Here is a 17,640-nt window from a genome sequence, read left to right as displayed (position 1 = left end):
AAGGCTCCATCACTCAGCGTTCATGCTTCTTCTTGGCTACATTGTCGCGTAGATATACGGGCAATGCCTGTTCGGCGGTAACACCTTCCCCTCGCGCCAATGCAACCGAGGCCAGCAGGGCAATATCCGCCGCATGGGGATACTCATCGGGATAACACTGGCTGACGGGAACCGCGATCCGGTCCCGGTAAAGCCAGCCAGAGCCAATGCCTACCAGGCTATTCGAAACTGTTTCTACGACTACCGCTTCAGGCGGGGAAACCTGCTCAGCCCCCTGCAACACCATGATGCCATTATCCGCGCTATACAGCGCCTGATAGATTTCATCCATACGGGCATCAATCGTCGCCAGCACCTGTTGGGCGCCATATTGACGCAAACCCAGCTGCGCCAGCGCGGCCAGTGTGGATACCGGAATCACTGGCAGATCCGCTGCAAACGCCAGTCCCTGGGCGATACCCGTGGCAATACGCACCCCGGTGAACGCCCCCGGCCCGCGACCAAAAGCAATAGCATCCAGCGCCATCATCGACAGACCATGTTCCGCCAGGATAGCCTCGATCATGGGCAGTATCTGTTGGCTGTGCTGCCGGGGCAGGATATCGAAGTGTTCACGCACTTCACCATCCAGATAAAGGGCGACGGAACAGGCTTCCGTGGCCGTATCCAGTGCCAGAATCCTGGGCATAATTACACTCACTCCGGGAATAATTGCGGCGGATTATACGTTGAAAAAACGATCAGGCCGATAAGGGATTCAACAACAAGCGGGTTGGCGTTGATAACGGCAATGATTCACTTGTTTGTTATTCAGTAGCAGAGAAAAAAGCTGGCCGCATAAAATGCTAAGCCAGCCTTTCACAGACGATTAAGACTGCAGTGCGGAAAGAACAGCAGCAGTGATAGCTTCCACAGAGCCCACACCTGCAACACAGGAGTAGCGTGGTGCGTCGGCACCGGAAGCTGCCATCTCGGTGTAGAAGCGAACCAGCGGCTGGGTTTGCTCATGATAAACAGCCAGACGCTTACGAACGGTTTCTTCGTTATCGTCGTCACGCTGAATCAGCGGTTCACCGGTGACGTCATCCTTGCCGTCTTCTTTCGGCGGATTGTACACCACGTGATACACACGACCGCTGCCCGGATGCACACGACGGCCACTCATGCGCTTGACGATCTCTTCGTCTTCCACCGCAATTTCCAGCACATTATCAATGGCCACACCGGCATCGCGAAGCGCTTCAGCCTGTGGAATGGTGCGGGGGAAACCGTCAAACAGGAAACCCTTGGCGCAGTCATCCGCCTGGATACGTTCCTTGACGAGATCAATGATGATGTCATCTGACACCAGCTGACCGGCATCCATCACGGCCTTGACTTTCAGTCCCAGCGGCGATTCCGCCTTGATGGCAGCACGCAGCATATCGCCCGTGGAGATCTGGGGAATACCGAACTTCTCACAGATGAACTGGGCCTGAGTCCCCTTTCCAGCGCCAGGTGCGCCAAGCAGAATGACACGCATGTAAAATGCTCCTCGGATGTGACCGGTTCCGGATTTCCTGCCATTGAACACGCCTCCAACCATGGTTGAACGTGCAATCGCAACAAGAACCCACTACTAATGGCAGCGTTTTAGCGCCGCAAAAGGGCTCAAAGATACACATGACCGCTGTTTGACTCAAGCCCGTTGGCACTATCAACACAAACCGTACGATGAATAAATGACGTTGGCGACAATTGAGGCGCTATCGGTATCAAGCAGCATCTCTTTCGAGTACCGCAATTCATTATGATACCGAGAACCTACACATACATCCCTGAAAGAGGCCCGCAATGGCAAGCCTCTTTCAGCACTACCCGGTGTTACGCATTCCCGCTGCAATGCCTGCAATCGTCAGCATGAGCGCCCTTTCCACAGCCGGGTTAACAGAGTCCGGGTCATGTCTAGCACGGAAAAGCAACTCTGCCTGCAGGACATGCAATGGATCTGAATATGGATTGCGTAATTCTATCGCCTGACGCACCCAGGGGTCCTGCTCCAAAAAGGGGTGACCATCCTTGAGCTCAACCATCACCGCCACCGCTTCAGCCAGCAACTGACGAAGCTTTTGCCCCAGATAACGCAGATTTTCCGGTACCAGACACTCTTCGTAATATTCCGCAGTCTCAGCATCAGACTTCAGATAGACCATTTCCAGAAGCTCAAGACGGGCACGGAAAAAAGGCCATTGGCGAATCATTTCTGCCAGCACCGTCTTGTGGCCGGACTCAATAGCACGACGCAATGCCACACCGCTCCCCAGCCAGGCGGGTAACATTAAACGACACTGTGTCCAGGCAAAGATCCAGGGTATGGCCCGCAGGCTTTCAACACCTCCGCCTGGACGACGCTTAGCGGGGCGACTACCCAGTGGCAACTTACCCAGCTCCTGCTCCGGTGTCGCCGCCCTGAAATACGGTACAAAATCCGGCTCCTCACGGACAATTCCACGGTAAGTCGCCAGGGAATCCTGCGTCATCTGATCCATCAGCTGCCGCCATGCCGGTTCAGGGGCTGGCGGTGGCAGCAAAGTCGCTTCCAGTGTGGCGCTGGCGTAGAGAGAAAGGCTTTGCACCGCTATTGCGGGGAATCCAAATTTGAACCGGATCATCTCCCCCTGCTCCGTCACCCGCAGGTAACCGTCGACTGATCCCGGAGGCTGGGACAAAATTGCCGCATGTGCCGGACCACCACCACGGCCTACAGTGCCACCGCGGCCATGGAACAACGTTAAACCAACACCTGTTTTCTCGCAGATAGCAGTCAACCCCTCCATTGCACGGTACTGAGCCCAGGCGGCAGCCATCTGGCCGGCATCCTTGGCAGAATCCGAATAGCCGATCATGACCATCTGTCGATTACCGGCATAATCCCTATACCAGGGCAATGACAGCAACGTCTGCATCGCGGTTTCTGCATGTTCCAGATCCGAGAGGGTTTCAAACAGTGGGGCAACCGGCATATTAAAACGACAACCGGTTTCCCGAAGCAGCAGAATGACCGACAAGACATCGGATGGCTCACGCGCCATGGAGATGACATAGGATCCCAGGCGCTCCTGCTGCTGCGTTGCGATCACACGACAAGTATCTAATACCTCCTGAACGTCCTCTGACGGCTGCCAGTCCAGGGGGATTAACGGACGACGATTGTCCAGTTCTGTCAGCAAGAACGTCTGCCGCTCCTGTTCGGTCCATTGGGCATAATCACCCAGGCCGAGATAACGGGTCAGTTCAGAGAAAACCCCCGTATGACGCCCGGCTTCCTGACGAATATCCAGTCTGACCAATCCCAGGCCGAAACAACGGGCGCGGCGCAGGGTGTCCAATAATGGCCCCCGCGCAATGACCGACAAACCCACATCACACAGGGAGTCATAGCAACATTGAAGCGGCGCAACCAGTGCGTCATCGCATTCCAGGATAGCCTCATCTGATGCATCACGACCGGCCAGTTTCTGCTCACAATAACGCCGTGTCGCCTTGAGGCTTTCCCGCAACTCCTTCAGCACCAGGCGATAAGGTTCATGACTGCCACGGGTCCGGTAACTCAAATCCGACGAGCACTCTGCCATGGACAGCTCACTGATCAATGGCTGTAGCTCCCGGAGAAACATATCCGCCGCCATCCAGCGACTCAACAGTAACACTTCACGGGTAACGGTCGCCGTGACGTTTGGATTCCCGTCACGATCCCCGCCCATCCAGGAGGCGAACCGAACCGGCATGGCATCCAGGGGCAGGTGGTACCCGGTATGTTGATACAGACGCTCATCCAGCTGCCTCAAGAACTCAGGAAGCGCATGCCAGAGTGAGTGCTCTACCGTGGCATAACCCCACTTGGCTTCATCGACAGGTGTTGGACGGTGGCTGCGTATTTCCTCGGTATGCCAGATCTGGCTGATTAACTGCTCGAGGCGATTGACCAGGCGTTCACGTTCCCTGGGCAACAGATCCGAGTGTTCCATTTGGGTCAGGCACTCCGTAATTTCAGAGTGCTTCTGAATGACTGTTCTGCGAGTCACCTCAGTGGGATGGGCGGTAAGCACCAATTCGATAGTCATGGCCGCCACACTGTCGCGAATCTGCTCCGGCGAGAACTGTCGGGCCTTCAAGCGAATAAAGAGATCATCCAATGTATCGGGTACACAGACATCCTGCTCACATTGGCGGGATACCGTGTGGAACTGTTCAGCGATATTCGCGAGGTTAAGAAACTGGGTAAAAGCACGTGTGACTGGAACCAGCTGACTATCATCAAGATTTTTCAGCAGGCTCACCAGCTTGGCATGATCAGCCTCATTGCCTTCTCGGCCGGATTTGGACAAGTGTCGGATCTGCTCAATCTGGTCAAGAAAATCGTCCCCCAGATGCGCCTTAATGGTATTACCCAACAACTCACCCATCAGGTGGACGTTGCTTTTGAGTGCAGACTGCTCACTGGCCATAAACCTTTTGTCCTGTCCGAGTTAATCCAACAAATACCATGGAATTATGAGAGGTCTTTGTAACCTGAACCCTACCATTTGCCAAGTAGCTTTAACAAAACCAAAGCATCCATGATGATTCAAAGCTCAAATGTGAACCAAATCCACATAACGGAAGTCTTTTAAAGGATCTAACCAATACGTTCACCTTGAACTTACTTCTCCCATGTGATGACGAGTATGATGCAAAACCTATCGAGGTCACTGTCGCTGCCCACGTTATACGTGCCGCATAAAGCCCCAGGCACTAGCCTTACAAGAGCTAAATCACTTGATCAGCTGGCAACCAGACAACAGACAGCTCGACCATTAACAAGAAGCGTATCCCTTCATGATCACACCTTATCAATTGACCACTCCAGTGGTCATGGCCCGAAACTCTTACTGTTAGTACCCTCGCAAAATACCTGCCTAGAATATACCTTTAACTTAAATTTAAAGCGCATAACACCAGAATTAATTAATGAACTAAAACAGATGTCTGGCTGCCCTGCCACTTTTAAAGCACAGAAAAAACTAATAAAATTATTAAACGGCGCCAGCAACACAATCGAATTAATTCAAGATACCATGCCTGACAGCGGAACCATCTCGCAAATAGCACCAAATTGCCAGCTAAATTTTTTCTGCTTCAACGAATACACCGAACAATACACCAACAAAAAAATAACAAATCAGCGACTACAATCATCCAAAAGAAAACTACATCAACAAAACGATAATAATACTCCTGCCGAAACAAAATTAGCCATAAAAACAATGCTTGATTTTATAAAAGCCCTTGAGCAAAAGCGCTTACCTGAAAATTTCCCGACCGACAAACAACTCAATATTTGTGAAGCAATAGTTGAACAAGATTTCGCCCATAACAAAGCAAAAGACGCTCCAGATGACTTTGATTTTTTCATAACAAATTTGTATACCCAAGTAAATGTCGGCCCTATTGACATGGTATTTGTTAGAAATCTAGGCCGTCACATGAGGAAAAAAGCTAATCCGATCGCCCTTGAAATATATGCGGGAAATGGCATGTTATCGAGATCACTAGAGGAATATGGCGTTTTGGCTATTGCAATTGATATATGCCTGTCACACTACATTAATGAGGATTCAATAAAAACAGTATATTTTTCATTAGCGACGCATGCTATATACAGATTTACAGCACTTATCAAAACACTAAGGGAAATAGATATTCCCGTTTCACCCTTTGTGCTCTCTATTTACCCTCAAAGCCCTGACGAACAATCCTTTGGTCGCCCAATGCTTGACCTCTTCGAAAAAATACCCGGACTCGAAATAATTACTATTGGCGCGAAACCCCTACAGCACTTGGCGCCAAACCATCGGCTATCGCATCAGATGAAACATTTCGACTTAACTGAGGATCTGGCTTATCGAAGCAATGGCTTGATGGATACAACAGACCGAGTCTACACAAACTATACAGGCATGAGATAAATAGCACCTTTCCGTTCTCCTGATATGATCAACCATACCTGTATCAGCTTCGGGAAAATCAGCAGCAATATCAGACAACTCAATAATCAAGCTAGAAAGCACAAGCAATACATCATTAATCAACACCAAAGCCTTAGCATTGATTCAGCAAGCGCCAGATTTGACTCAGATCAACAGCATATTCAGCGTTTCTGACTATCATCTCCCGCCTGCAGCCAGCCTGCCCCGTTGCCCGACGATCCGATGCACCTCCCCACCTGGACCGCCTGACCGGCTGCAGTGACAGAGACCAAGGTTCGCACGTGCAGCAGGTACCAGGCCAATATTCCCCCTTGAATATCCCGGCTGACCCGTATTGATCTACACAGGGTAATCGTTGATGAGTAACACTGAGGGCTCTCAGGACAAAGTGTCATGGGGCGGCTATGTCGCACTGGCATTCGCTGTCGTTTTCTTTTCCGGATTGATGAAATCCAATGAGTGGTGGGGAGTCTTCGACTTCACAACCCTGAACGGATCGTTTGGCAAGCTGGTATCTGGCGTCTCTGAAAATGCAGAAGGCGTCGTCACCGCCGCCGGTTCCACCTTCCGCGGCGCAGGTGGCAGTGGTGCCCGGGACGGTTTCATGTTTGCCCTGAGTCTTGTGCCAACGGTTATGTTTGCACTGGCCATGGTTAACATCCTTGAGCACTATGGCGCCCTGAAAGCCGCCCGTCGCCTGATGACGCCGCTGCTCAAGCCGCTGATGGGTATACCCGGCAATACCGGCCTGGCACTGATCGCAAGCCTGCAAAGCACCGATGCCGGCGCCTCCATGACCAAGTCATTGATTGATAACAAGGACCTGACCGACAAGGAAGCCGATGTCTTCACTGCCTTCCAATTCTCGGCGGGCGCGATGATCGTCAATTTCTTCAGTTCAGGTGCAATCTTATTCACCCTGACTGATGCCAATGGGGAGCTTGCTGTGCCTGCGTCCATCGGTCTCTGCTTCATGGTCATGCTGGTATTTAAAGTCTTTGGTGCCAACCTTATGCGTCTGTACATCACCCTGACCGAAGGCAAGAAGCAACCTACTGATCATACCAACGTCAAGGGAGACGTCGCCCATGGCTGAACAGGCTAAAAAACCGATGATTACCGACGTCTTCGTCGAAGGCGCACGCAAAGGCTGGGGCATCGCCACCTCCAGCACCATCCCCAACATCATGATGGCTTTTGTCATCATCAAGGCCCTGAATGTGACCAGTGCCATGGAGTTGATGGGCGCGCTGTTTGGCCCCGTCATGGCACTGGTGGGTCTTCCCGGCGAGGCCGCGGCTGTACTCATGGGCGCCTTTATGTCCATGGGCGGCGGGATTGGCGTGGCGGTCGGCCTGTTTTCCGACGGTATCCTGAATGGCACCCATCTGGCCATTCTGGCACCAGCGATCTATCTGATGGGCTCGCTGATTCAGTATGCAGGCCGGATTCTTGGCGTCATCGGTACCGATGCTCGCCGATTCCCGATACTGTTTGCCATCTGTATCATTAACGCCTTCCTGTCCATGTTCGTGATGAACATCCTTATTTAACAAGGGATTAGAAGGTTTTCAGGCAAACTATGCCCCCCCTGAAAACCTTCATTTCCTAGACAGCTCATACCTTCGACCAAGCCTCTTTCCGGAACTTCACAACCTGAACAATGTCTAATTTTTTAGATGATAATCAGACGAAAGTAAGAGGCAACCTCATGGATGAGGCCCAACGAATACATTTACACGCAACACATGCCCCCCATCCTCATGATGGCGACAATGCGCCCCAAAATGGGAATGTACGCACATTTGGGCAACGAGTGATTTCTGTAGTCATCACTGTCGCCCCTCATATAACCGTCAACATTTTCCTTTCCGCACTTAAGGGAATGGAGCTTGCCTTCACACGTCCGATGGAAAAACTTGGGGAACTGGGCGTGCGATTAGGTGGTAATCATCAAGTCACCCGGACTATAGGCTGTGGTGTCGGGTATTTTTTTGGCTTTATTGTCGGTATTACTGCCGTTGTACCCGGTTTATTAATCGGCATTGTATATGGTGTTGGCAGAGCCATATACAAACTACCTTCAGCAATGAAAACCAGTTGGAACCAAGGCGTTTCCTATGCCATGAACGAAACATTTGATTACTACAACATTAACAAACGACATGTCACAGCAATTGGCGCCGTCATATCGATGCTCTTAGCGTCAGGCTTCATCGCCCTGGGTGGTCTAATTGGCGGCCCTCCTCTTGCCGGACTCATCGCGATTCTGGAGGCGCCAGCCTTCTTAGCCGGCCTGACCACACTGGCCTATATCTATTCACAGAGAGCTCCCCATGTGGAAAACCTCCTCCCGGCCCAGCAACAGGATTTATCCCGCCCTGCACCTGCTGACACCATGGAAGCGAGCAATAACGACAACTTCTTGTCACCAGAAGACAGCGCCTCCCCCCCTGGGAACAGCGCGGATAGAAATTTGTCGTCAACCATGATGGCAGAGGCTTAATTCACAAGCCGTTATCTCTCTGGGCTAAACTTTGCAGTAATGAACTGCCTTTAATCTGGCGAGTGCGTTTACGTGGCTGTACAGGGATGTATGTATGTTCTGGAAAGCGCTGATAATACTGTGGACTTTGCCTATTGTTGCACAATGCGAAGAACAGGAGCCGGAATACCCTTATCAATACCATGCCGAGTACTCAGCGGCAGCCCATCGCATTGATGATTATGGCAACCTCTGCCTGCATAACATCTCACTGAGCAACACTGTCTGTCGTTACTTTCGGGACGAATACAGCAATATGCTGGAACGGCTTGATGAGATGCCGGATCACCTGATACAAGATTTCAGTGACCCGTTGGTGGAATGGAAAAACCTGTATGGCGCCCTGCAAAATGCAGCGTCAGAGTAAGCCTTAAAGCAGAAAGCACCCACCCCATCAACACGTCCCTACCTCTTACGGTATTGGTGAAATCTGTAGCCATTTCTACCAATCCGACCAAACCCAGGAATGTAATACGATACAAGATTCATCAGTCTTCGGGTGTTTCATTGACCCAAGTCATGTGCTGCCCAGAAACAGACCCTCTAGACTGCCTCCCTGAATGTGATAGATCGGAAACACCATGACTGAAGTAAACACCACCGCCTGCAACTGCATGGATATCGGCACCCTGATCCAGGAAGAAGATACCGCCACGGAACTGACCATCAAAGCTGGCAGCCAGCAGGAGGCAGAGGCCAAGCTGGTCAAACTGCAGACGCTGGCACAGAGTATTGAAAGCGACCCCTGCACCATCAGCACCCACATCACCCAAGCTGACCTGGAAACCTGCATTCAGGCACGCTTTGATTTTGTCTGTGCTGCAGAGAAGTTGATCTTCGATATGCGGGCTGCCGCTTACCTCTGATCATTGACATTGCCTTGGTCGAGACCATACTGCCGCATGAGATAAGCGGCAGTATGATTTGATAACGCTGTTAGCGAACGCCGGAAGCGGCCTTCGGATTGCGGGTTTTCTTTCGTGCTACTGGCGCAATACGCTTACCCTGCAAGCGTTTCATTCGCACCGCCTCTTCGCGACTGCTGTTGACATTCACGGGAACCGAATCCAACCCTGCCAATGCCGCAAGTGCATCGACTGTCGCCTGATCCAGTTCTGCCCACTGTCCCTGTTTCAGATGATCAGGAATAATGACACTACCATAGCGCACCCGCTTCAACCGGTTAACCGCCAGCTCCTGCGATTCCCACAACCGACGCACCTCCCGGTTACGCCCTTCCAGCAGACAGACATGAAACCAGTGATTTCTACCTTCGCCCCCACTGTCGACAATGTCAGTGAATCGGGCCAGGCCATCTTCCAGCTCTACACCGCGAAACATATTACTGATTTTGTCCTGAGTGATATCACCGAATACACGCACGGCATATTCTCGCTCAATCTGGTGAGAAGGATGCATCAGGCGATTAGCCAGTTCGCCATCTGTTGTGAACAGCAGCAAACCGGAGGTATTGATATCCAACCGCCCAACATTGATCCAGCGTTCGCCTTTCAGTTTGGGTAAACGGTCAAACACCGTCGGACGGTCATCCGTTCCCTGACGTGTGCACACCTCGCCTTCTGGTTTGTTATAAGCCAATACACGACGCGTTTTGGTTGTCTGGCATTTCACCTGGCGGCCATCGACACGGATATCCTCTGCACCCGACACACGCACACCCAGCGTCGCCTTCTCACCATTGACGGTGACACGGCCATCCGCAATCCAGCCTTCAATTTCACGTCGTGAGCCCAACCCCTGGCGAGCCAGCAACTTCTGCAGGCGCTCACCTTCAACCGGTGACTCGATCTCTTTAATATCTGTCATAATCTTTACTGCTATCAAAAACAAGACCGGGGTTCCGGCATCAGGCCGAAAACCCCGGTCAATTTTCTTTCATGGTTAATCGGTGTCAGCCCCGCAGATCAGCAATGGAAGAAGAATCTTCTTCATCCTGCTCTGGCTCATCAGATGACTGAATTTCATCACCGCTGTCGTGTGTATCATAGGTTATCTCAACACGAACTGCGTCATCGGTTTCAATCCCTTCAGCATCGTCACACGCATCATCCTTATAGCGTGGGGCCATATCGGTAAAGTTGGTCTTCAGGCCATCTTCAAGGTCATCCAGCTCGGCAAATAACCGCTCAACGTTTTGTTCACTTTCTTCCTGAAACTGCTGGGCCACTGCTACCAACGAAGCAGGCTGACGGGCCTGCTCAGTGCTGACGGATTCATCAGCAGAGTCTCCACCTTCCGCTTCCAGCCCCTGCAATGCCTGCTGTGCAGCCTCAGGTAACGCTGCAACGTCCCCCTCCAGCGAAGCGGCCATTTCATCCAGGTTGCGGATTTCACTGAGCGGCGGCAATTCATCAAGGTTCTGCAGATTGAAGTAATCCAGAAACTGCCGTGTGGTCGCAAACATCGCCGGCCGGCCAGGCACATCGCGATGCCCCACAATACGCACCCAGTCTCGCTCCTGCAAGGTACGCATGATATTGGAACTCACACTGACACCACGGATATCTTCGATCTCACCCCGCGTAATCGGCTGTCGGTAAGCAACCAGTGCCAAGGTTTCCAGCATCGCCCGGGTGTAACGCTGGGGTTTTTCTTCCCAAAGACGCCCCACCCAGGGACTCAATTCTTGTCGCACCTGAAAACGCCAGCCACTGGCAATTTCCTTCAGCTCAAACCCGCGCCCTTGGCAGTCGACAGCAATCTCTTCCAACGCCGCCTTGAGAGTGGGCTTATCCGGACGCTTATGCTCATCAAACAAATGGGCAAGCTGCTCCAGATTCATAGGCTTGCCCGCCGCCAGCAGGGCGCCTTCCAGAATCAGTTTTACCGATGGCTCTTCGTTACTCATTCCGTGCGTGCCTTGACATGAATGGGACCAAAGGGCTCGGTCTGAACCAGCTCGACCAGAGATTCTTTTATTAATTCCATAATAGCCAGAAATGTCACAACCACACCCAACCGCCCCTCTGAGACGGTGAACAGGGCCACAAACGGGGTAAATCCATCCGATTTCAGTCGGCTTAGCACCTGTGCCATGCGTTCACGGGTTGACAGTGCTTCACGTTCAATATGGTGGTCTTCAAACAAGTCAGCCCGGCCCAGCACTTCAGACAAAGCCAGCAGCACTTCACGAAGATCCACATCCGGATGAATCTTCTGCGTTTCCAGTTTGGGCGGCTCCGCACTGGCCAGGTAAAAATCCCGGCCCTGCCGCGGTATACTGTCCAGATCTTCCGCGGCAATCTTGAAACGCTCATACTCCTGCAGACGACGAATCAGCTCGGCCCTGGGATCCTCTTCCTCATCATCGAGCTGCGTCTGACGTGGCAGCAACATCCGGGATTTGATTTCCGCCAGTGTCGCTGCCATCACCAGGTATTCTGCCGCCAGTTCAAACTGGCTCGCCTGCATGAGTTCTACATAGCTCATATATTGCCGGGTAATTTCTGCCACCGGCATCTCGAGAATATCAACGTTATTGCGCTTGATCAGGTAGAGCAGAAGATCCAGCGGCCCTTCAAAGGCTTCAAGAAATACTTCCAGAGCTTCCGGCGGAATATACAGATCATCCGGCAGCTTGCTGAGAATCTCACCACGGAATACCGCCAGACGCACACTTTGTTCAAGTGCGCCCTCTACGGTTTCAGCGGGCGCTTCTGGCACCTGTTCATCCGGTGTCGCCGATTGATCAATCGTGTCCGCATCCATACTCATATCCTAACGGTAAGCCAGTCCCATAGCCTCGCGTACATCCTTGAGGGTATCCTGCGCTTCATCACGGGCGCGCTCATTCCCTTCGGCAATAATGCCCTGCACTTCATCCAGGTTATCTTCCAGATCCGCAATCCTCAGGCGAATCGGCTCAACCTCACTGATCACCTGCTCAATGACCGGCTGTTTGCAGTCAACACAACCGATCCCTGCATTACGGCAACCAGACTGCACCCACTCATGGGTCTTCTCATCAGAATAGGCTTTATGGAAATTCCATACCGGACAATGTTCCGGCTCACCCGGGTCATTGCGCCGAACCCGGGCAGGATCCGTCGGCATACGACGAATTTTTTCCGCCACCGTATCACTGTCATCACGAAGACCAATAGTATTACTCAGGGACTTCGACATCTTCTGACCGTCCAGTCCCGGCATCTTGGCCATGGGCGTCAACAAAGCATGCGCCTCAGGCAGAATCATCTTGCCGGTTCCTTCAAGATAACCCAGCAGGCGCTCCTGGTCACCCAAGGTGATATTCTGCTGCTCTTTCAACAACGCCTGAGCGGTTTCCAATGCCTCATGATCACCGCTTTCAAGGTACGCCTTGCGAAGACTGCGATACAACTTTCCCTGTTTGCGCCCCATCTTTCCGATGGCCTGCTCAGCGATGGTTTCAAACCCCGGCTCCCGGCCGTAAAGATGGTTGAAACGGCGCGCAATTTCCCGGGTAATTTCAACGTGAGCTTCCTGATCGGCGCCAACCGGCACCAGACCGGCGCGATAGATAAGAATATCGGCGCTCTGTAGCAACGGGTATCCCAGGAAACCATAGGTCGACAGATCCCGCTCCCGCAGTTTTTCCTGCTGATCTTTATAGCTGGGCACACGCTCCAGCCATGACAAGGGTGTCATCATGGATAACAGCAGGTGCAGCTCCGCATGTTCCGGCACCTTTGACTGAACAAACAACGTGGCCTGCCCGGGATTAACGCCCACCGCCAGCCAGTCCACCACCATTTCCAGGACATGGCTCTCGATATCACCAGGGTTGTCGTAGTGCGTTGTCAACGCGTGCCAGTCTGCCACAAAAAAGAAGCAGTCATACTGATGCTGAAGGGTCAGCCAGTTCTTCAACACACCGTGATAATGGCCAAGGTGCAGCTGTCCGGTCGGCCGCATGCCTGATAATACCCGCGAACCGGGGTCTGTGGCGCTCAAGAGGTTCTCCAGGAAGTCCGTTTTTTTCAGTCGGTTCTAATAACGTGAGAGTGTATCCGGTTTTGAAAGTTCCTGATATGCCGGAACGCCGCAGGATCCCTATCAGTCCACCAACTCGGTTGTATCTTCCTTGCCATTGCGCAGGATCTCCGGCGTTTCCTCCACCAGGCTGACCACACTGGTCGCTTCCATGCCGCAAAAGCCGCCATCAATGACCAGGTCAACCTGATGCTCCAGCACCTGCCGGATTTCATAGGGATCAATCATGGGGTAATCATCACCCGGCAGGATCAGTGTGGTGCTGACCAACGGCTCACCCAGCTCGGCCAGCAACGCCTGGGCAATGGCGCTGTCCGGCACCCGGATACCGATGGTTCGGCGCTTGGGATGCAACACCAGCCTCGGCACCTGGCTGGTCGCCTTCAGGATAAAGGTCCAGGCCCCCGGGGTCTTGCTTTTCAGAAAGCGGTACGCGCTGTTTTCCACCTTGGCATAGTTCGCCAATTCAGACAGGTCCCGGCAAACCAGCGTAAAGTTATGCCGGTCCGACAGCTGCCGAATGCGACGAATGCGTTCAATGGCTTTTTTTTCCCCGATGCGGCAACCCAGGGCATACGCAGAATCCGTGGGGTACACAATAACGCCACCGGAGCGCACGATATCAACGGCCTGACGAATCAGGCGTACCTGGGGGTTGTCTGGGTGAATCTGAAAAAACTGGCTCACGGCTAGGCTTCAATCAGTGGAAGGAGAACCGCGATTATATGCTAACTCAGGAGGCAACCGGTAAGACTCTGTCATCAAAAAGCTCCCAGACCGGCTGACAGCCCTCAGGAATCGGTCCCAGTCGGCCCAGCTCAATCCGGTCGGACCAGGGACCGTGAAAGTCGCTACCCAGCGAGGCCGCCAAATGGTATTGACCACATAACTGGGCCAGTTTATCACGCTCACCCCATGGCTGCAGACAACCAACCACTTCCATGGCAAGCCCGCCCGCTTTGGCAAAGTCTTCAACCAGCGCCTGTAGTTTCATCCCGCTCAGCTTGTACTTTCCAGGATGCGCCAGTACCGGCACGCCTCCCCAGCTGCGAATCCAGCCCACCACCGTAGTGATATGAGGCCAGTGAGATTTTGCGTTACCCATATGCTTGTTTCCAAGGTATTTCTTGAACGCGGCCTCGCGGTGAGGAACGAGTCCTTCCTGCACCAGCCAGTCAGCAAAATGGGGGCGACCAATTTGCAGCGTATCAGGACCCGGCACAAAATCGGTGCCAGTAGCACGCTGGGCGTCTCTGGCCAACGCCATTGCGCCGGCCAGGATCTGATCCGCCGTAATACCCGGCAGCCGCTTAGCCACCTTGTCAGCAATTCGCTCACAACGCTGCCAGCGGGCCTGGTGCTGACGCGCCAGACACTCATCAACGCCCGGCTCTGACAACTGGAACCCCAACCCAACCACATGAATTTCCAGGTTTCCCCAGAGGCAGGACAGCTCCGTACCGGCAACCAGGGTCAACCCGGGGTCTTCATCCAGAGACAACAGATGCCTGACACCGGCCACCGTGTCATGATCCGTCACGGCCAGCAGATCCACCCCCTTTTCCCGGGCGCGGGCCAGCAGCTGTCCCGGCGCAAGGACACCGTCCGAGGCGGTAGTATGACAATGCAGGTCAGCACGACTATACATCTGTGTTCTTTATCCTGACGAAGACACCCAGTAAACTAGATCTTTTGATCCAACCTTGCCGTTACAGTTCAACGTAGCAGCAATGCATGGTAACAGACCTGAAACAGGACGAGCCAATTCACCTATGAAGCAGTTTATTGATTTCCTGCCATTGCTGGTTTTTTTCATTGTTTACAAGATTGATCCCCGGACCGTCAGCCTGGCTGGCCATGAATTTGAGTTCGGCGGCATATTCAGCGCAACCATGGTACTGATTGTTGCCTCTGTGATTGTCTACGGCCTGCTCTACCTGAAGCAGAAAAGCCTGGAAAAGAGCCAGCTGATCACACTCGTTGCCGTACTGCTGTTTGGCTCCCTGACTTTGGCATTCCATGAAGAAGCCTACCTGAAATGGAAAGCACCTATCGTCAACTGGATCTTCGGCGTGGCGTTTCTGGCCAGCCAGTTCATTGGCCAGAAGCCGCTGATCCGACGGATGCTGGACCATGCCATGAGTCTGCCCGATGCCATCTGGACACGCCTCAACACCAGCTGGGCCATATTCTTTATTCTGCTGGGGGCAGCGAACCTCTACGTGGCCTTTACCTTCGAGACCATCTGGGTCGATTTCAAGGTCTTCGGCAGCCTCGGCCTGACGTTTGCCTTTGTAATCATTCAGTTTCTCTTTCTGGCCCGTTATATCAAGCAGGAAGACACAGATAAGACCACCTGACACAAGCCAGCCTTTCCTGAACCACGAAAGCAGCTGCCCTGTGTTAACCGGAGTACACGATGTATTACGCCATTATCAGTGAAGATATTGAAAACAGTCTGGCGCTGCGCAAGACCGCGAGACCGGCTCACCTTGCCCGGTTGGAAGCCTTGCGCGCTGAAGGCCGCCTGCTGACGGCTGGGCCACACCCCGCCATTGATACAGCCGACCCAGGCGATGCCGGCTTTACCGGCAGCCTGGTCATCGCTGAATTCGACAGCCTTGAAGCCGCTCAGGCCTGGGCTGATGACGACCCTTATATTGAAGCAGGCGTCTACGCACAAGTGACCGTAAAACCCTTTAAGGTCGTTTTGTAAGCCACTACAGCAACAAAGCCGCAGTACGAGCGATCACTATCGACGCGCTGTGGTTTTACTGCCTAGATTTATGTCATAGTTCCATCTTTTGGCAGCCCGATAGAGAGCACAGCCTTGAAAAGACTGATTCCTTTTTTAATGGCCATCATGACCGCCAGCGTCGTTCAGGCAGAAACCCGCTATATCTCCGATACCCTGTATGTCCCCCTTCGGGCTGGTCCCGGCAACGAGTACCGGATCCTTCACCGTGGTCTGAAAACCGGTACGGCATTGGAAGTCCTCGAAGAAGCGAGCGCTGACAACGGTGAAGAGTACGCCAAGGTGCGTACACGATCCGGTAACGAAGGCTATATCCCTGTTCAATACCTGCTGAAAGAGGAGCCCGCCAAAGACCAGCTGGAGCGAGCTCAGAAAGAAAACGGTAAACTGGCGTCACAAAACACAGAATACCGTAAGCAGCTGGACGCGTTTGAAGCCAGCAACCGGGAACTGACGGACAAGCTCAACGACAGCACCCAGAAAATCCGTAAACTGGAACAGGAACTGACCCGTATCAGGGAAGTCTCCGCCAACAGTCTGGAAATCGACAGCCGTAACAAGACACTGGTCGTGAACAACGAGCAGTTGAAAGCACAACTCAATACCCTGCAGGTGGAAAACCAGCAACTCTCGGACAGTACACAGCAGCGCTGGTATCTCTACGGCGCCCTGACCCTGCTGATCGGTGTTCTGCTAGGCCTGTTTGGGCCATTGCTGAAGCCCAAAAAGAAATCCAGCTGGATCTGATACAGCCTGGGAGATGGGCTGGCTCATCCAGCCCATTAAAAACCCTAATGAGTCCAATAGGGCGGATTCACTTAAAAACAAAAATGATAATCACTATTATTTAGCCAATCCCTGAATAACGAGATTGGCCCCATGACCAAGACCCTCACCTTTGCCGGCATCCATTTTTTTATTGGTTTCACTGTTGTCTACCTTCTGACAGGAAGCCTTGCCATTGGCGGACTGGTTGCTTTAATTGAACCGGCCTGTAATACAGCCGCCTATTTCTTCCATGAAAAGGCTTGGGAGTATTTTAAGAAGAAAAAGCAGGCGGGTGATAGCTACCTATCCCCCCTGCATGCATGATATTCCTAAGCTAAAGCATCAATAAAAAACAGCACGCATGCCTATTGCTTACTTCTTGGATTGTCTGAAAAACCTCAACAAATACCACGAGCCTACAATGTAAGATCACATAACATAACGGACAGTGATTGTTACCATAGCATTTGCTAATTTGCCCTTGTTTCATACTAGGGGCTGTTGACGTTTCATTGAAAGCCTTGAACCAAGCCTGAAAATCCGCAGTATGTTGCTACCGCTCATGCTTTCAT

At 52.5% G+C, this 17,640-nt stretch carries 19 protein-coding genes; 10 read left to right on the top strand and 9 right to left on the bottom strand.

The genetic code is table 11. The features are described from left to right. Positions 1 to 13 precede the first annotated feature (13 nt). The 3 genes from tsaB to ppc all read right to left on the bottom strand — a co-directional run bounded on the left by tsaB (position 14) and on the right by ppc (position 4,487). Positions 14 to 688 (bottom strand): tRNA (adenosine(37)-N6)-threonylcarbamoyltransferase complex dimerization subunit type 1 TsaB, encoded by a 675-nt coding sequence (gene tsaB / locus ABD892_RS23175; RefSeq protein WP_345198610.1) that lies wholly within the window; start codon positions 686 to 688, stop codon positions 14 to 16. 180 nt (positions 689 to 868) lie between these two features. Continuing rightward, positions 869 to 1,522, bottom strand: coding sequence for an adenylate kinase (adk, locus tag ABD892_RS23170; RefSeq protein ID WP_345198608.1), 654 nt, complete (start codon positions 1,520 to 1,522; stop codon positions 869 to 871). Between the two features lie 331 nt (positions 1,523 to 1,853). Beyond that, complete coding sequence (gene ppc, locus ABD892_RS23165; protein ID WP_345198607.1) at positions 1,854 to 4,487, bottom strand: phosphoenolpyruvate carboxylase; 2,634 nt, start codon at positions 4,485 to 4,487, stop codon at positions 1,854 to 1,856. 219 nt (positions 4,488 to 4,706) lie between these two features. On the opposite strand from ppc, the gene ABD892_RS23160 reads away from it, so the two are divergent. The 6 genes from ABD892_RS23160 to ABD892_RS23135 all read left to right on the top strand — a co-directional run bounded on the left by ABD892_RS23160 (position 4,707) and on the right by ABD892_RS23135 (position 9,419). Further along, positions 4,707 to 5,987, top strand: a complete 1,281-nt coding sequence (locus ABD892_RS23160) for a hypothetical protein (RefSeq protein ID WP_345198605.1) — start codon at positions 4,707 to 4,709, stop codon at positions 5,985 to 5,987. 379 nt (positions 5,988 to 6,366) lie between these two features. Then, positions 6,367 to 7,104, top strand: coding sequence for a nucleoside recognition domain-containing protein (locus ABD892_RS23155; protein ID WP_345198604.1), 738 nt, complete (start codon positions 6,367 to 6,369; stop codon positions 7,102 to 7,104). Further along, positions 7,097 to 7,561, top strand: a complete 465-nt coding sequence (locus tag ABD892_RS23150) for a YjiG family protein (protein ID WP_345198603.1) — start codon at positions 7,097 to 7,099, stop codon at positions 7,559 to 7,561. The genes ABD892_RS23155 and ABD892_RS23150 overlap by 8 nt, the downstream gene beginning before the upstream one ends. A gap of 158 nt (positions 7,562 to 7,719) precedes the next feature. Further along, a complete protein-coding gene (locus ABD892_RS23145) occupies positions 7,720 to 8,514 on the top strand; it encodes a hypothetical protein (RefSeq protein WP_345198602.1) in 795 nt (264 codons plus the stop codon). Between the two features lie 94 nt (positions 8,515 to 8,608). Continuing rightward, the gene (locus ABD892_RS23140) at positions 8,609 to 8,920 is read left to right on the top strand and encodes a hypothetical protein (protein ID WP_345198601.1); all 312 of its coding nucleotides are present in this window, start codon (positions 8,609 to 8,611) and stop codon (positions 8,918 to 8,920) included. 214 nt (positions 8,921 to 9,134) lie between these two features. Further along, positions 9,135 to 9,419, top strand: coding sequence for a DUF406 family protein (locus ABD892_RS23135; protein WP_345198600.1), 285 nt, complete (start codon positions 9,135 to 9,137; stop codon positions 9,417 to 9,419). A 70-nt stretch (positions 9,420 to 9,489) separates the two neighbouring features. On the opposite strand, the gene rluB is transcribed toward ABD892_RS23135, so the two are convergent. From rluB to ABD892_RS23105, 6 genes are all read right to left on the bottom strand, one after another. Continuing rightward, the gene (gene rluB, locus ABD892_RS23130) at positions 9,490 to 10,380 is read right to left on the bottom strand and encodes a 23S rRNA pseudouridine(2605) synthase RluB (RefSeq protein ID WP_345198599.1); all 891 of its coding nucleotides are present in this window, start codon (positions 10,378 to 10,380) and stop codon (positions 9,490 to 9,492) included. A gap of 85 nt (positions 10,381 to 10,465) precedes the next feature. After that, entirely contained in the window at positions 10,466 to 11,422 is a 957-nt protein-coding gene (gene scpB / locus ABD892_RS23125; protein ID WP_345198598.1) for an SMC-Scp complex subunit ScpB, read from the bottom strand. Continuing rightward, positions 11,419 to 12,282, bottom strand: coding sequence for a segregation and condensation protein A (locus ABD892_RS23120; protein ID WP_345198597.1), 864 nt, complete (start codon positions 12,280 to 12,282; stop codon positions 11,419 to 11,421). The genes scpB and ABD892_RS23120 overlap by 4 nt, the downstream gene beginning before the upstream one ends. 9 nt (positions 12,283 to 12,291) lie before the next feature. Then, positions 12,292 to 13,506, bottom strand: coding sequence for a tryptophan--tRNA ligase (locus ABD892_RS23115; protein ID WP_345198596.1), 1,215 nt, complete (start codon positions 13,504 to 13,506; stop codon positions 12,292 to 12,294). 102 nt (positions 13,507 to 13,608) lie between these two features. Then, positions 13,609 to 14,232, bottom strand: coding sequence for an L-threonylcarbamoyladenylate synthase (locus ABD892_RS23110; RefSeq protein WP_345198595.1), 624 nt, complete (start codon positions 14,230 to 14,232; stop codon positions 13,609 to 13,611). 46 nt (positions 14,233 to 14,278) lie between these two features. Beyond that, positions 14,279 to 15,193, bottom strand: a complete 915-nt coding sequence (locus ABD892_RS23105) for a PHP domain-containing protein (protein ID WP_345198594.1) — start codon at positions 15,191 to 15,193, stop codon at positions 14,279 to 14,281. A gap of 124 nt (positions 15,194 to 15,317) precedes the next feature. Between ABD892_RS23105 and ABD892_RS23100 the strand changes: the two genes are divergently transcribed. From ABD892_RS23100 to ABD892_RS23085, 4 genes are all read left to right on the top strand, one after another. Further along, complete coding sequence (locus tag ABD892_RS23100) at positions 15,318 to 15,905, top strand: septation protein A (protein ID WP_345198593.1); 588 nt, start codon at positions 15,318 to 15,320, stop codon at positions 15,903 to 15,905. Between the two features lie 59 nt (positions 15,906 to 15,964). Continuing rightward, positions 15,965 to 16,261: a YciI family protein gene (locus ABD892_RS23095; RefSeq protein WP_345198592.1), complete on the top strand. Its 297-nt coding sequence runs from the start codon at positions 15,965 to 15,967 to the stop codon at positions 16,259 to 16,261. A 114-nt stretch (positions 16,262 to 16,375) separates the two neighbouring features. Further along, positions 16,376 to 17,047 (top strand): TIGR04211 family SH3 domain-containing protein, encoded by a 672-nt coding sequence (locus ABD892_RS23090; protein WP_345198591.1) that lies wholly within the window; start codon positions 16,376 to 16,378, stop codon positions 17,045 to 17,047. Between the two features lie 132 nt (positions 17,048 to 17,179). Then, positions 17,180 to 17,392 carry a DUF2061 domain-containing protein gene (locus ABD892_RS23085; protein ID WP_345198590.1) on the top strand — a complete coding sequence of 71 codons (213 nt, stop codon included), beginning with the start codon at positions 17,180 to 17,182 and terminating at the stop codon, positions 17,390 to 17,392. Positions 17,393 to 17,640 lie beyond the last annotated feature (248 nt).

The sequence above is a fragment of the Kistimonas scapharcae genome (assembly GCF_039540975.1).
Lineage (GTDB): Bacteria > Pseudomonadota > Gammaproteobacteria > Pseudomonadales > Endozoicomonadaceae > Kistimonas > Kistimonas scapharcae.
This window is presented reverse-complemented; position numbering and strand designations above follow the sequence as displayed.

Bases quoted from the DNA above. Each gene is read 5' to 3' on its own strand.
- ABD892_RS23135 (WP_345198600.1), top strand. From the start codon at position 9,135: ATGACTGAAGTAAACACCACCGCCTGCAACTGCATGGATATCGGCACC.
- ppc (WP_345198607.1), bottom strand. From the start codon at position 4,487: ATGGCCAGTGAGCAGTCTGCACTCAAAAGCAACGTCCACCTGATGGGT.
- ABD892_RS23085 (WP_345198590.1), top strand. From the start codon at position 17,180: ATGACCAAGACCCTCACCTTTGCCGGCATCCATTTTTTTATTGGTTTC.
- ABD892_RS23100 (WP_345198593.1), top strand. From the start codon at position 15,318: ATGAAGCAGTTTATTGATTTCCTGCCATTGCTGGTTTTTTTCATTGTT.
- ABD892_RS23105 (WP_345198594.1), bottom strand. From the start codon at position 15,193: ATGTATAGTCGTGCTGACCTGCATTGTCATACTACCGCCTCGGACGGT.
- ABD892_RS23155 (WP_345198604.1), top strand. From the start codon at position 6,367: ATGAGTAACACTGAGGGCTCTCAGGACAAAGTGTCATGGGGCGGCTAT.
- ABD892_RS23120 (WP_345198597.1), bottom strand. From the start codon at position 12,282: ATGGATGCGGACACGATTGATCAATCGGCGACACCGGATGAACAGGTG.
- adk (WP_345198608.1), bottom strand. From the start codon at position 1,522: ATGCGTGTCATTCTGCTTGGCGCACCTGGCGCTGGAAAGGGGACTCAG.
- ABD892_RS23095 (WP_345198592.1), top strand. From the start codon at position 15,965: ATGTATTACGCCATTATCAGTGAAGATATTGAAAACAGTCTGGCGCTG.
- ABD892_RS23150 (WP_345198603.1), top strand. From the start codon at position 7,097: ATGGCTGAACAGGCTAAAAAACCGATGATTACCGACGTCTTCGTCGAA.
- scpB (WP_345198598.1), bottom strand. From the start codon at position 11,422: ATGAGTAACGAAGAGCCATCGGTAAAACTGATTCTGGAAGGCGCCCTG.
- ABD892_RS23140 (WP_345198601.1), top strand. From the start codon at position 8,609: ATGTTCTGGAAAGCGCTGATAATACTGTGGACTTTGCCTATTGTTGCA.
- ABD892_RS23145 (WP_345198602.1), top strand. From the start codon at position 7,720: ATGGATGAGGCCCAACGAATACATTTACACGCAACACATGCCCCCCAT.
- tsaB (WP_345198610.1), bottom strand. From the start codon at position 688: ATGCCCAGGATTCTGGCACTGGATACGGCCACGGAAGCCTGTTCCGTC.
- ABD892_RS23160 (WP_345198605.1), top strand. From the start codon at position 4,707: ATGATGCAAAACCTATCGAGGTCACTGTCGCTGCCCACGTTATACGTG.
- rluB (WP_345198599.1), bottom strand. From the start codon at position 10,380: ATGACAGATATTAAAGAGATCGAGTCACCGGTTGAAGGTGAGCGCCTG.